The organism is Singulisphaera sp. GP187 (genome assembly GCF_900129635.1).
Lineage (GTDB): Bacteria > Planctomycetota > Planctomycetia > Isosphaerales > Isosphaeraceae > Singulisphaera.
Genome location: NZ_FSRB01000001.1, coordinates 5,151,043 through 5,165,099, shown reverse-complemented (window position 1 = coordinate 5,165,099; position 14,057 = coordinate 5,151,043). Strand labels below are relative to the sequence as shown.

Sequence of the window (14,057 nt, the reverse complement as noted above, 5' to 3'; positions counted from 1 at the left end):
CGAATGGGGAGAGAGCGGACGATTCCATCCCTCCATACTGGGGGGATTGGTGGTCGGCGTAACGCGTCATCAGAGACACGGCGAGTGACGAGCGACGGCCTTTGGCCACCGGGCTTTGGGGTGGGGCCGACCCTGAAAAGGGGACGGTTGATCGGTCGCGATTGCGGAGCGCTGTGGAGGGTTCGGCCGAATCTCCGATGCCTGTCAAAAGGGCTGAGGTGAAGCGGTGCGGGACCGAGGTTCGTCGTAGGTTTTGGGCCTTCAGGGCAAGGTATGAGAATCATTCTCGGGAACCGGATCGTCGGGGCGAGCTTTGGTGGCGACCGTTGACGGTTGCGTCTAAACCATTAAGGGAACGAGCCGGGTCGCCCCGGACGTCGGATCGGCCCGTCCGAGTTGGGAAGGGATGATGGGGATCGCCCAGAAAGTTTCGCGGGTGTTCAGCGACGCGGTCCGCTCGCGCGGCCAGTCGTACTTCGCCAAGGGGCGGGTGGCGCTGACATCGTCGACACCCGGCGAGGTTATCGCTCGGGTGCGTGGCACCGCCAAGTACCGGGTCCGGCTACGGATCCGGGGGATCAAGCTCCACATCGCCTGTTCGTGCCCTTATTTTGGGCCGTTCGGCGAACCGTGCAAGCATATCTGGGCGACGATCCTGATGACCGATGCGCGGGGCTTGCTCCCGGCCGCGCCGGTCCGCCCGCTGAAGCTGGTCAGCGACATGCCGCGCCGCTCGGCGACGACCGAGGGGGGGGGACCACCGCCGCCGGGTCACCGTCCGGGGCCGATGCCGGGGCCAGGGCCGATGCCGGGGCCAGGATCAGGCTATGGACCGGGGCCAGGATCAGGCTATGGGGTTGGTCCCGGGCCCGGGTCAGGCTATGGAGTTGGTCCCGGGCCAGGCTATGGACCCGGGCCAGGACCGGGGCCCAACCGCGGACCAGGACCCAATCGCGGGCCCGGACCGGGATCGGGGCCAGGGCGCGGGCCCGGGTCAAGCCGCGGTTCCGGGCCAGGGCGCGGCCCAGGATCAGGGCCGCCGGGGCGCGGACCGGGGCCAGGACCAGGGCCGGGATACGGCCCTGGGGCAGGTCGCGGACCGGGGCCAGGGCGTGGTCCCGGGCTCAATCACGGTCCGGGACCAGGGACCGGGCCAGGGCCTGATGGCCAGCAACGCTCGGGGGGCCGCTATCGCAAGGAACGGCCCGTCCGGGGCGGGGTGCCGCAGCCATGGAGCGCGGGCAAGGAACCGTCGGGCGTGGCTCGGGTCAAGCCGGTGAACCGCAACTCCAAGCGGCTCTTGGTCTATGTGCTCGACGTCTCCTCCACGCTCAACCAGAACCAGGTGGTGATCGACCTGGCCCGCCGCCAACGCCGGCCCGCCGGCGACTGGGGGCCTTTGAAGCCCTGGTGGCACGCGCCTGGAAGCCCGCACGCCAAATACGATCCCGAAGATCGGGACCTCCTGGCACTCTTGGAGGAGACGCAGGCCGCGGCCATCGCGAACGGGGCGACGGTGGGGGGGGACCCCATGATGGGCACCCGGCGCTACGTGCTCCGGAGCAACCAGGCCCTGATCGTCGAGAAGCTGGCCAAGAGCGGGCGGCTCCGACTCCGCCGGACCGAGGGCGAAGATGATCCGCCCACGATGCGCTGGGACGACGGCCCCGCCTGGCGGTTCTCGCTCGACATCCGCCCCGAGCTCGGCGGCAAGCGCTGGTCGTGGCGCGGTTCGCTCCGCCGAGGGGACAACCGGAACGACCGGATGGATCTGGCCGAACCGTTGGTGCTGGTCCCCGGCCTGGTGATCCAAGGGGTCGGCCGCGCCTCGCGGTTCGACGACGTGGGCGTGATGCCCTGGATCGTCCGGCTCCGCCACGAGAAGGAGATCGTCTTCGCTGAGCCGCAGCAAGACATCATGATCGGGCGAATCCTGGCCGAGGCCCGCGTCAGTCCCGCCGAACTGGTCGAGACGATCCAGTTCGAGGAGATCGACTCCCCGCCCCGCCCTTGCCTGACCTTGCGGACCCCCCGACAGAACTGGGGCCCAGGGTCCGACCGGCTCCTGGCCGAACTCGAATTCGACTACAACGGCGCCCTGATCCCGGCCGGCCGAACCACCCCCCTGGCGGTCTCGACCGAACTCGGTCTGATCATCCGCCGCAACCCGCAGGTCGAGGCGCAGGCCGATATCCTCCTGTTCGAGCTCGGGTTCCGCGAGTCGAAGGACCCGCGGGTCGAGCCCGGAACGATGGAACTGCCGCCGAAACGGATGGGGCAGGTCACTCGCGACCTGGTGCAAGTCGGCTGGCGGGTCGAGGCCGAAGGCAAGCTGATTCGCCCGGCGGGCGAATTCAAGCTGGCCGTGACCACCGGCATCGACTGGTTCGAGCTCGGCGGTCAGGTTGACTACGGCGACCAGAGCCTGAGCCTTCCCGAACTCCTGGCGGCCGTGCGCCGGGGCGACAGCATGGTCACCCTGGGCGACGGCTCGATGGGCATGCTCCCCGAGGAGTGGATCAAAAAGTACGGGATGCTCGTGGACCTGGGGACCTCCGAGGACGGCCACCTCCGGTTCGGCAACGCGCAGGCCGGCCTGCTCGACGCCCTGCTCGCCGCGCAGCCCGAGATTCGGGTCGACTCCGCGTTCGAGAAGGTCCGCAAGTCGCTCCACAAATTCGAAGGGGTCCAGCCGGTCGACGCCCCGGCCGGGTTCCACGGCGAGCTCCGCCCCTATCAGCGCGAGGGCCTGGGCTGGCTCGACTACCTCCAGAAGTTTGACTTCGGCGGCATTCTGGCCGACGACATGGGCCTGGGCAAGACGATTCAGGTTCTCGCCCTGCTCCAGAAGCGCCGGGCCCGCCGGCTCGCGAAAGGGCCGTCGCTGGCCGTCGTCCCGCGCTCCCTCGTGTTCAACTGGATGCAGGAGGCCGCGAAGTTCACGCCGCGGCTGAAAGTCCTCGACTATACCGGCTCCGCCCGCCACGCCTTGCGGGAGTCGTTTTCGAGCTACGACCTGGTGATCACCACCTACGGGACGTTGCGGACCGATATTGCCGAACTGTCCCAGCTTGACTTCGACTACGTGATTCTCGACGAAGCGCAGGCGATCAAGAACGCGGACAGCCAGGCGGCCAAGGCCGCGCGGCTGTTGCGCGGCCGGCATCGGCTGGCGATGAGCGGTACCCCGATCGAGAACCACCTGGGCGAGCTCTGGTCGATCGTCGAGTTCCTCAACCCAGGCATGCTTGGCTCCAGCGCGGTGTTCAAAAAGCACACCGGGACCGGGGGCAACCTCGACGACAGCGACCGGTCGTTGCTGGCCAAGTCGCTCCGCCCGTTCATCCTCCGGCGGACCAAGGCCGAGGTCGTCAAGGACCTGCCCGAGAAGACCGAGCAGACCTTGCACTGCGACATGGAGCCGGCCCAGCGCAAGCTCTACGAAGAGCTGAAAGCCCACTACCGGCTGGCACTCTTGCGCAAGGAAACGTCGGAGCTGAACCGGTCGAAGATCGAGGTTCTCGAGGCGCTCCTGCGACTCCGCCAGGCGTCGTGCCACCCCGGCCTGATCGACCCGACCCGGACCGCCGAGCCGAGCGCCAAGCTGGACATGCTCCTGCCCCAGCTCAGCGAGGTGGTGGAGGAGGGGCACAAGACCCTGGTCTTCTCGCAGTTCACGAGCTTCCTGGCGATCGTCAAGGATCGTCTCGACAAGGAAGGACTGCGCTACGAGTACCTCGACGGCCGGACGCGGAACCGTGCGGACCGTGTCGAACGGTTCCAGACCGACCCGGACTGCCCGATCTTCCTGATCAGCCTGAAGGCGGGCGGCCTCGGCTTGAACCTGACCGCGGCCGAGTACGTGTACCTGCTCGACCCGTGGTGGAACCCGGCGGTCGAAGCACAGGCGATCGACCGATCGCACCGGATCGGCCAGACCCAGCGTGTATTCGCCTACCGCCTGGTCTGCCGCGACACGGTCGAAGAGAAGATCCTCGAACTCCAGCAAAAGAAGCGTGACCTTGCCGACGCGATCCTGAACGCGGACAAGAGCATCATCCAGACGCTGAGCCGCGAGGACCTGGAGTTCCTCCTGACCTGAGCCGTGGGGCACCATTGCGTGCCCTTGCTTGCTTGTTCGAGCGATGGGTACGATCGATTCTGTCTGTCCGACGCCTCGGAGGGGCAGGTCATTGTTCCATCACGGCCCCGTCATCGACCCGTCTCGTCCCTTGGTCGAAGGGGAACGCCTCGACCAGCCGACCTTCCACGCCCGTTGCGAAGCAATGCCACCCGGCACCTGGGCCGAACTGATCGGCGGGGTCGTTTTCCTGCCGAGTCCCGCCGGTCGCGCCCACGGCTACGCACACATTGCCGCGGCTGTCTGGCTCAGTTATTACGCGGAAAACACACCCGGCGTCGAGGGCCTCGATCACGCGACAACAATCCTCGGTTCGAAGAGCGAACCGAAGCCCGATGCCCTCCTCCGGATCCTGCCGGAGTGTGGCGGCCAAACCCGGACCGAGCGTGGATACGTCCGCGGCGCCCCGGAACTTGTCGTCGAAATCGCCCAGGCGACCCGTGACATCGACCTCGGGTCGAAACTGGCCGACTACGAACAGGCCGGCGTCCTCGAATATGTGGTGCATGCCATGAACCCGGACGAAGTTCTCTGGTTCCGGCAAGAGAATGGTTCGTTGGTCATGATATCCGCCGATGCGGACGGCCTGTACCGCTCCACCATTTTCCCCGGCCTTTGGCTCGACCCCCAAGCCCTCCTGAACGGCGAGACCAAACGGCTTCGGGCGTTGCTCGATCAGGGCCTGGCCACCGCTGAGCATGCCGCCCTGGTCACTCGCCTTGCCGCCTTCGAAGCGAAGTGAATTTGACGTTCGGAGCCGGTAGCCCAGGCACTTCAGTGGGGAGTCCTGGGAGATTCAGTGAAGATGGCTTTCCGACTGTAAAGGTCGTGCTGTGAAGAAGGGGGCCTGGCCACTGATCCCACTACGTCACAAAAAATCATCATTTTAGTGTTTGATTGATGTGTGATTTGAACCGCCTTGCCCTCTTTCGGTGCCTGGCCCCCAGCGGCACGTATCGGACTGTGTCCGTAAGGCCGTGGCTGTCATGGATGCCCCTTCTTGGGGCGTTCAAAAATGCGATTCGACGCCTGGGGATTTTGCAGACCGCCCGGACCTCAGAGATTTCAGCGAGAACTTGCAACATAGTAGTCAAAGCGTTACGTTGCAATCACTTGGTTTTACTTATAAACCTGGGCATCGGTTTTCGCAGAATGAGATAAATTTTGTGCATGTCAGCACGATTAACCACAAGGCAATTCTACGTGGAGGCTAAATCGATGGGTGGGCAGAATGAGACTCGGATCGAGGGCGGTGTCGGGACGGTCGCTTTGTACCATAACGTCTACCGGAACGAAGGCTTCGAGGAAGCGGCACTCACACTCTTCAAGTTGGTGCAAGACGCCCAGGTCAAATCCCCGAACCAGCGACGCACTCTGTTTCTCGACATCGAAGGCCATCGCAACGAGCAAGGTGGGTTCGATTCCGACATGTTTGAACTTCAGCAGGAATTTCTCATCGGCTTCCTCAGTCAATTTCTCTCCGAGATCCACTGTCCTCTGGTCGCCATTACCAACCCGAAGGGCCAGAAGAACGAAATTCCAGACCGCCTTGATATCCGTGCTCGGGTCGAGCAAGAGCCGATGGGCGAGGCATAATCTCGCGGTGATTTTTTCTTCGGCGAAGTGAATTCGCGTTAAACTTGCGGCCAGGCCCCAAAGAGGGCAAAAAACAATCTGGGTAATCTGCCAAGGGTGGCCCACAGATACCCGCCTTCGCTGGATCTCCCAGATCTTCCAGTTGGAGTGCCTGACTACTCACCACACTCCAAGCGGCGTTTCTGGAGCCCAGTTGCGGCTTAGCGTGATTCGCTGAATGGCAGAAGCGACGAAGCTCGGGCTATGAATCGTCTCAGGACAGTTTATCCGTGCTAAAAGCTCGCCACGCTTTGGAAAGAAGCCAGAATATCAACCAAAATCTCGCCGTAATTCTATGTTGTCATGGGACTTGACGCAATTTTTTACTTGGGGCTTGACATGTCAATGGTAGCCGAATAAGATGTCCTTAGGACATCTTATTCGGCTACACTGGCAGTTACTATGTGGACCAAGACATTTGCGTCCAAAGTTCTTCGGGAGTTTGCGGAGACTCGACGAAGAGTCATTTCTGACTGGCGAATTCATCTCGCCGCCCGTCGGTTGGCCCATGCCGAGAACGAACCTCTTCCTGACGAAAAGAAAGCCGCTGACATCCGTCATGATCTTGTAGGCCGCGGCGACATTGCCTCGGTCGAAGGCGTTGCCGGCGTCTACATTGTGAACGTGGCTTATGCGAATCTGCTCGAGGTTTCCGAAGAGCAAATCGTCCAGGAAGCCAACCCTTGGGCGGTTTTCGGCTACCTGACCGCGATGACCTATCACGGGCTCACCGACCTGATTGCGAAGGAGATTTATCCGATCGCAAGCAAGAACGGAGGGAACACCCACCGCTTGCCGCTCGGCACGATGCCCGATGATTGGTCTGAAGGCACACGATTGATTGCCGCGAGACGTCCGGAGCGGGTGGGTGACGTTTCCGTTCATTGGACGCAACTCACTGAGGAACCCGGCTTCGGCGTCGTGATCGGGTACAGCGCGGGTATTCCGATTTATGTGACCGACGTGGAACGAACGCTTCTCGATGCCCTTCGTGCGCCGGACAAGTCGGGCGGAATTGCGAAGGTGCTCAGAGCATGGCGGTCAGCGGAAGACGTTGATGTCAGCAAACTCGTCTCCTATGCCGACGCCTATGGGAACAAGGTTCTCCGGCAACGCGTCGGCTTTCTGCTTGAGAAGCTTGGTAAGACTCACCCCCGGCTCGAGGAGTGGCGGAATGGACTGCAACGGGGAGGGTCGGTAAAGTTGGTGGCGAGCAGTCCTTACTCGGAAACGTTCTCGGCGGAGTGGAACCTCTCGCTGAACGTCCCTCCATCGATCCTCGCCATCATCGAAGGGAGCTAGAGGCACTTTGGAAGCGGGAAGCTATCCAACCTCAATCGCCGAGCTCCCTGCCTGGCGAAAGCAGAATGGCACGACCACGGAGGAGGCAAGACGACGCCTCGTTCAGTTCGTGATTCTCGCGTCGATATCCTCGTCGACTGCGTTGGTGTCCTGCGTTGCCTTCAAGGGCGGGAATGCCCTTCGCTTTGTGTACGGCAACAAACGGAGCACGCTCGACCTTGACTTCAGTGCGGACGGTGATTTTCCCGATAGCCCGGCAGACATCAAAGCGTTGATGAACGCGGCACTGATGACGGGCGAACGCCAGTATCAGGTGAAAGCTCGCTGTCAGAGCATCCACCGGCTCCCTCCAGGCGTCGACAAGACGATGCCGACATACCGCATCAAAGTGTGCTTTCAGCTCCCCGGCGATAGGCATTTCCAGAATATCGACGAGCGGCTTGCCGCAGGCAAAAATCTGTCGGATGTGGTCGAAGTTGAAATCAGCTTGAACGACGTGCTTTGCGAAACGGGCGATGAGCAACTCAGCCCTGAGGCGAAGCCGCTTCGCGTTTGCACGCTTGATGACATCCTCTCTGAGAAGCTTCGGGCCCTCCTCCAGCAAGTTCCTCGGAATCGTTCCCGACCTCAAGACGTCTTCGATATCGCCTCAATGCTGCTCAAGCACCTCGAGTTGATTGACCCTGGGAAGGTTTCTTCCTTCCTCCTGCGGAAGTCAGAGGCGAGGGAGATTGTCGCGACGAAGGGTGCTTTCAACGACGACGTGAGGGGCCGAGCGTCGCTGAGCTACGATGCCGAAGTGCGCGAGTTCACGACAGAGTTCATCCCGTTCGACGATGCGTGGGCCGAGGTGCTCGCTTTGGTTTCACGCCTCACCATCCCGGACTGAAAATCGCTCAAACCGAAATCCAGTCGCGGCCGAATACGTGTACCTGCTCGACCCGTGGTGGAACCCGGCGGTGGAAGCGCAGGCGATCGACCGTTCGCACCGGATCGGCCAGACCCAGCGCGTGTTCGCGTACCGCTTGGTCTGCCGGGACACGGTCGAAGAGAAGATCCTCGAGCTCCAGCAAAAGTAGCGCGACCTTGCCGACGCGATCCTGAACGCGGACAGATCCCAATTGAAGTTTTCGGCCGATACGTCGTGGGAGACTTCCCCAGTTCAAAAAATATAAAATTGATGACTTGTTGGTTTTGTGCTGCTGGCGAATTCCTGAACAAGCCAGCAGGCTCTTCATTGACGAACTTTCTCAACGAGATCATCGAAGACGAGATTCGTCAGACTTGATTTTCGAACAAGGGTTCAATGGCCAGGCACCACATTGGGGAGCTCTGGACGAATCCGTGAGAATCAGTGGCCAATTCCGACTCGGGTGCCCTCTTTTATGGGCCTGGCGATCGATATTCGCTCCTGGGGATTCGAGGATTTCGAGTGACAGAGGTTGTGCGGAGTGCTGGAATGAGCAATCCTAATCAACCGCATTGGGATGATTGGCCGTTTGAGTCAATGGATGACTGAGTCTCACTGAATGTCACCCTTCCTTCTCCCCTGGATCAACCTTCTCCTCTTGTCAACCCCGACCGTCGCGGCTCTGCCAGCGGCGACGAATGTGAGCGTTCCTCTGCGGGCTCACATCCTGGAAATGGAGAGTATTCAGTGGCGTGCCGATCTCTTTGATCAGCTCGAGTACATCGGGCAGGGCGATTGTTACACCGTCTGGACGGCCGATGCGGCGACCCTGAAGCGACTGGTCGCTGCATCGGTCTCCTGCCTGCCGGCGGGCACGGTGAAGGGTCTCGCTGCCGGAGGGAAGCGCGTCTTCTATGTCGCGTCGTTCAAACGCAAAGCCCAGGTGTCGAAGGGAAGGACCACGGCCCTGGCTCTCAACCCGGTCATCGGTAACGTCCTCGACGGGGTCGAACTCGATGTGAAAGAGTTCCCTGCGCCGGGGGGGACTCTCGCCGACATCACGATCACGAGCAGCCGGATCCGAACATTCCAGACGGCGATTCGCCGCGAGGAGGTCTGGGACGGATCAACAAGCAAGCCGTTTCGCAACACATTCCAGATTCCCGACGTGCTCCATGAGACGGTCAACGGCCGATGGTTGATCCCGACGGGGCGGGCGATCGTCGTGGGCCTTCACGTTCACGGTCAGTCGACGGTTCCCTGGAGCGGGGAGGCATTCCGCGATCGAGTCATTGTGATCGACGCGGGGGACGTCCCCGCGCCGACCTTCGTACGACCGCCCCAGACGCCTCGCGTTTCATGGAGCCATGGGCTCGCGTTGATCGGCTGGCCCACGCTCCTGACCGGAGCATTCGCCGCCTGCTTCTTCGCCGGCTGGTTCGTCCGCGGCGGTACACACCAGGTTGCCGACCGGGAGACGACGGCTGCGGGGTTGAGAACGATCACGGAACAGGCGCCGGTCGACGTCGACGGGCGTGTCGGATCGCGGCGATTGCCCAGGGTTTCCGATGCCATGGTGCTGGTCGCCGCAACGGCCGTCGCCTGTCTGTTAGTCCACAAGTCCGTCGGCACCCTGGATCCCGCCGAGGTGTTGGACGCGCTCAATCACGCTCCTGCCACGACGGACTGGCCCGCACTGAACGTTGCGTTGTTATTGGGAGCACTGGGGGTGATCCTCAGCGCACCGTTGCTCGTGGCGGGTTCAGCGACACTCGCGATGATCGTTTTGTCCATGCCTGCTGCCGAGCGCTCCCAAACCCTCCGAAATCCGGGCCCGCTGGCGTGCTTTCAGGTTGGGTTCGTCGTCGTCTTGATCGCGGGCCTGGGCCTGGTCCAGTACTTGATCGACTCGGACCCTGACCGGATCCACGAGATCGTGATGAACAGCTCGATTTACGTCTCGGGCCTCTCGGGTCTGGGCATCGCCGGTTGCTGGATCACGATGGCGATGATGGGCAGTTGGCGATCCGAAGCATTCTGGATCGATCGGCTCGGGCGTCTCCTGGGTATTTGCTGGATCGTGACCCTGCCGTTTGTTTTACTGATTCTTCTGAAATTCATTGGCTAGCGGGAGACTCAAGTGGCCAGGCACTTCTCATTTGGAGGTCTGGACGAATCGGTGAATCATCGATAGCCAATGATGAATTTGTTGTGTGCCGGCATATTGACAGCGTTGGCAAATTGATTTGGATTCTTTCTGAGATTCGATACGTCTGTCGGGCAGCTGGCAATGTCAACGCTCGCCGAACGATCAGGATTGGGCTAACATCGCGCGGGATCCTTGATGTCCACGACAATCGCAAGTTGAACGCGAGAGGTATCGCAACCGACTTTTCAAAGGATGAATCCTGTGAAACATGTTTCCCGGCTGCTCATCGTTTTCGCTCTCCTGTCCGAAGCGCAGGCCCAGGACGTCAAATCCAACATCGCCTACGCCGATCCGGCGCAAGAGCGTCAGGTGCTCGATGTTTATTCACCACGAAATGCGAAAGGTCTGCCCGTCGTCTTCTGGATTCACGGCGGCGGTTGGCAGACGGGCGACAAAACGAGCGTTCAGATCAAGCCGCAAGCGTTCATGGACCATGGGTTTGTCTTTGTCTCCACCAACTACCGACTCCTGCCGAACGTCGACATGGCGACGATCGTGCGCGACGTGGCGAAGTCCATCCGCTGGGTCCACGACCATATCGCCGAGTCCGGAGGCGATCCGGAGCGGATTTTCGTCATGGGCCATTCGGCCGGTGCGCAACTCGCCGCGTTGATCTGCACCGATGATCGCTACTTGAAGGCCGAGGGGCTGTCGTTGGCCATCACCAAAGGCTGCGTGCCCGTCGATGGCGACACCTACGATGTGCCGGCGATTATTGAGACTGCGGAGACCCGTCGTCGCGTGCACGACCAGCCGCAAGCGAAGTACGGCCACCGTGAGAAGTTCGGCAACGATCCCGCGAAGCATCGCGACCTATCCGCCGTCACGCATGTGGCCAAAGACAAAGGCATTCCTCCGTTTCTGATCCTGCACGTTGCCGATCATCCCGATACCAGCGCGCAGGCGCAGCGGCTCGCGAGCGTGCTGAAGAACGCGGGCGTTCCCGCCAAGGTCTTCAGTGCCCAGGAGTCCAATCACAACAAGCTCAATGCGGATCTCGGCCTGCCCAACGATCCGGCCACAAAGGCGTTGTTCGAGTTCGTGGGCGAAGCCTTGAAGAAGTGATGGCTTGCCCCCGGGAGTCTGAGGAAGTCGGTGGCCATGAAGGCTGGCGACCGGGTTCCCATTCTCCCTGAATCTTCTCGATGTCCCCATTGAGGTGTCTGGCGGCTCGCACCAATTTTTCACCCCGGGGATGAGGCCGAGTCATGACAACGGCGTCACAACCCCCAGCGTCGCAGGGATCCAGGCGGTTTCGACGGCCCAAGGGTGGCTTGGGACGACGGCTGGCCATCGGGGGCATCGTCGGATGGGTCGCCTTCGTCGCTGTCACGATCTGGCGGGTGGGGAGCCTCGACGGGCTCCCCGACGTCGGCGATCCGTTTGATGTGGCTGAGGCGCGGCGGCCCGTCACGCTCCCCGATGCCGACAACGCCTTCGTCGCGTACGCGGCGGCGCACAAGCTGGTGGACCCGCCGAATGCGATCGACGAGGCTCGGAGGGGCCTGTTCTGTAAAGCCCTGTGGGGCGACGAGATCAGGCCGTTGACCTGGTCGTCGGCCCCCCTGGGGCTTCGCGAATACCTGGAGGCCAAACGCGCGGCGCTGGAGCTCTGGCGCGAGGGGAGTCGGCGGCGCGATGCCCTTTATCATCAACCCGGCCGGTTGTCCGTCGGCCCGGGGATGTACCTCATCCAGGACGCCAACATCCTTGCCGGGATGGCGGCCCTGGAGGGCTCGCGCCTCGAGGACGCCGGCGCGCTGGACGAAGCCTGGGACTGGTATCTTGCGATGCTTCGCTGCAGCCGGCTCATCGGCCGGCATGGCACGCTCATGCAACGCCACTACGGCGCGAGGATCCACTCCCTGGCCGCTCGTTGCATCCTCCGATGGGCGGCCGACCCGCGCCTCGGACCCGGACAGCTCCGGCGAGCACTGCACGACACTCGGGATGCCGATGCCCTGACCCCGCCGGTCTCCGAGGCGGTCAAGCTCGACTACCTGTCGTGTCTCAAGGCCGTGGAGGACTTGACGAACTTCGAGTCGACGATGCGCGACTGCGGCCGGATACTCCCCTTGCTGGGAGGCCGGCAAACGGGCGTGCTGGATCGGCTCGTGCGATGGCCGGTGGTGAGGGATCCCATTCAACGGGGCCGGCTCCACGTCAGCAACGATCGGGAGCGAAGTCGCCGCGCGATCCGATTGTTGTTCGCCAACTGGCTGGCACAGGTGGACCGGCCGACCGGGCGTCGGGCTCGGCTGGCGATCCGAAAACCGACTTGGATCTATACCGACGACCCGTCCGCCCCCGCCCCTTCTCCCGCTGTGAGGCCGGAATTCCTGGCGCGGACCCTCGAGCGGACCGAGATCGCCGGGTTCTTGTCTGGCCTGTATCCTGGCTCGGGCGACCCGCCCTGGGAGGGCCAGGGTGATCTGGCCCGGGAGCGTCGGCGTCGCTCGGTGCTGATCGTCCGGCTGGCGGCCGAGGTCTACCGCCGCGAGCACGGCGCGGCTCCGGCGACGGCCGGCGCGCTACGGGGAACGGTTCTCGAGGAGCTGCCCGAGGGGATCGCGGCGGCTGATCCGATCCCGGCCGGTCTGAAGTGAGAGTAGGTTCGCATGTGTATTTGTTTGCTTATTTGGAGATGCGTCGCCACGGACTGCATGACAGAACCGGATTGATGGTCATGAACGAGTCTCAATGACGTTTGCCGAACATCGGGCGATTGGACGGCCTCCGCAGGTCGGTTTCAAGCGACTGCGGAAGCCTCATTGGCCGGTTCGCCTTGGGGCTATTTTCGCTTCGTGTATTCGATTTGCATGACCTTGGCTTCCTTGCCGCCCGTTTGCGTGCCGGTCATGTAAAGCGTGAACTGGCGGCTGCCGTCATCCTTGGTGGTGCTCACCATCTTTTGGGCCAGCTTGGAGCCATCGAGCGGGCAGACGCCATCGCCCGTGTAGGTCAACGTCTTCGTCTTGGCGTCATAGGACCCCGAAAGCACGGTGAGGGAGGGGCTCATCGAATCGACCCAGGTGCCGACATATTTCTTCTGGATCGAATCGTAGCCGTACTGGCCACGTCCCTCAAACTTCATGTCGCCGAAGTCCGCGTTAAAGACCGATGCCAACCAGAGTCCGCCCGGGAGCACGGTGTTGACCTCGACTCCCTTCGTGACCATCGCCTCGGAATCGGGGCCTTTCGGGTAGGACTTGATGGTCGCGTCCCAGGTGCCTTCCTCTGCGGCGAGGATCTTGTGCTCGGCCGTCGGTTTGGGGACGGGGTACTCGTCTTGAGCGAGGGCAATCGAGCCAATTCCCAAGGCCGACGCAGCAAGGCAGAGGTATCGAAGAAACGTGTTCATCATCTGACTCCTGACCACGGAAGGATCGGTTTCAACGCGAGGGACAGTATGTACGTTTGTTCTCTTACTGTCCAGAGGATTATCGGCAATTCCAGGGACGGAATCGTGCCGTTTTCTCACGAGACAGTGAAGAATCGCGTGATTTTGAAAGAAATGCAAGAATGGTTGGATGTTGCAAACACCTCACGATTCCAGTTCAGCAAGGAGCCGAAAGCGAGCTTTTTTTGGAATTATTCTCTTGATCCCCAGATAACTTGTTTTCAATAATGCGATTGCTCGGCGTTTCCTGCCATATTTAGCCGCAGTGCGAGTGTGGGGATCTGGGTCATCTCGAACGTCCGGCAACGAGGTCCCTGACGTTGTCGGTCCTGATGACTTGGGACGCAACCGGTCGGTCGGTGGGTCGCTTGCCGATTGTGTGCGTGGGAGGAACCAAGATGGCGGTGATTGGGAAACGGCCCGCGTCGACTTCATTTGTCCCGTCACGAGCGACGAATCT

At 61.9% G+C, this 14,057-nt stretch carries 12 protein-coding genes; 8 read left to right on the top strand and 4 right to left on the bottom strand.

Annotated elements, in window-relative coordinates; all coding sequences use genetic code 11:
* Positions 1-339: 339 nt before the first annotated feature.
* Complete coding sequence (locus BUS42_RS45235) at positions 340-591, bottom strand: hypothetical protein (RefSeq protein WP_074309114.1); 252 nt, start codon at positions 589-591, stop codon at positions 340-342.
* A 122-nt stretch (positions 592-713) separates the two neighbouring features.
* Positions 714-998, bottom strand: a complete 285-nt coding sequence (locus BUS42_RS45230) for a hypothetical protein (RefSeq protein ID WP_254053626.1) — start codon at positions 996-998, stop codon at positions 714-716.
* 260 nt (positions 999-1,258) lie between these two features.
* Here BUS42_RS45230 and BUS42_RS43740 point away from each other — a divergent pair, with 260 nt between their 5' ends.
* The 5 genes from BUS42_RS43740 to BUS42_RS45225 all read left to right on the top strand — a co-directional run bounded on the left by BUS42_RS43740 (position 1,259) and on the right by BUS42_RS45225 (position 7,967).
* Positions 1,259-4,102, top strand: a complete 2,844-nt coding sequence (locus BUS42_RS43740) for a DEAD/DEAH box helicase (RefSeq protein ID WP_074309112.1) — start codon at positions 1,259-1,261, stop codon at positions 4,100-4,102.
* Positions 4,103-4,193: 91 nt separating this feature from the next.
* Entirely contained in the window at positions 4,194-4,883 is a 690-nt protein-coding gene (locus tag BUS42_RS20000) for a Uma2 family endonuclease (RefSeq protein WP_074309109.1), read from the top strand.
* A gap of 476 nt (positions 4,884-5,359) precedes the next feature.
* Positions 5,360-5,737 (top strand): hypothetical protein, encoded by a 378-nt coding sequence (locus BUS42_RS19995; protein ID WP_074309107.1) that lies wholly within the window; start codon positions 5,360-5,362, stop codon positions 5,735-5,737.
* Positions 5,738-6,394: 657 nt separating this feature from the next.
* Positions 6,395-7,078, top strand: coding sequence for a type IV toxin-antitoxin system AbiEi family antitoxin domain-containing protein (locus BUS42_RS19990; protein ID WP_254053625.1), 684 nt, complete (start codon positions 6,395-6,397; stop codon positions 7,076-7,078).
* 109 nt (positions 7,079-7,187) lie between these two features.
* Positions 7,188-7,967 carry a nucleotidyl transferase AbiEii/AbiGii toxin family protein gene (locus tag BUS42_RS45225; RefSeq protein ID WP_410001715.1) on the top strand — a complete coding sequence of 260 codons (780 nt, stop codon included), beginning with the start codon at positions 7,188-7,190 and terminating at the stop codon, positions 7,965-7,967.
* Between the two features lie 7 nt (positions 7,968-7,974).
* On the opposite strand, the gene BUS42_RS44135 is transcribed toward BUS42_RS45225, so the two are convergent.
* Positions 7,975-8,316, bottom strand: coding sequence for a hypothetical protein (locus BUS42_RS44135; RefSeq protein WP_173878246.1), 342 nt, complete (start codon positions 8,314-8,316; stop codon positions 7,975-7,977).
* 291 nt (positions 8,317-8,607) lie between these two features.
* Here BUS42_RS44135 and BUS42_RS19980 point away from each other — a divergent pair, with 291 nt between their 5' ends.
* The 3 genes from BUS42_RS19980 (at position 8,608) to BUS42_RS19970 (ending at position 12,803) form a co-directional block, all read left to right on the top strand.
* Positions 8,608-10,116, top strand: a complete 1,509-nt coding sequence (locus BUS42_RS19980) for a hypothetical protein (RefSeq protein WP_074309100.1) — start codon at positions 8,608-8,610, stop codon at positions 10,114-10,116.
* A 273-nt stretch (positions 10,117-10,389) separates the two neighbouring features.
* On the top strand, positions 10,390-11,262 hold the full coding sequence (locus BUS42_RS19975) for an alpha/beta hydrolase (RefSeq protein ID WP_083670356.1): 873 nt from the start codon (positions 10,390-10,392) through the stop codon (positions 11,260-11,262).
* 143 nt (positions 11,263-11,405) lie between these two features.
* Entirely contained in the window at positions 11,406-12,803 is a 1,398-nt protein-coding gene (locus BUS42_RS19970; RefSeq protein WP_143206389.1) for a hypothetical protein, read from the top strand.
* A gap of 185 nt (positions 12,804-12,988) precedes the next feature.
* On the opposite strand, the gene BUS42_RS19965 is transcribed toward BUS42_RS19970, so the two are convergent.
* Positions 12,989-13,561, bottom strand: a complete 573-nt coding sequence (locus BUS42_RS19965; RefSeq protein WP_143206388.1) for a DUF1579 domain-containing protein — start codon at positions 13,559-13,561, stop codon at positions 12,989-12,991.
* Positions 13,562-14,057: the final 496 nt, after the last annotated feature.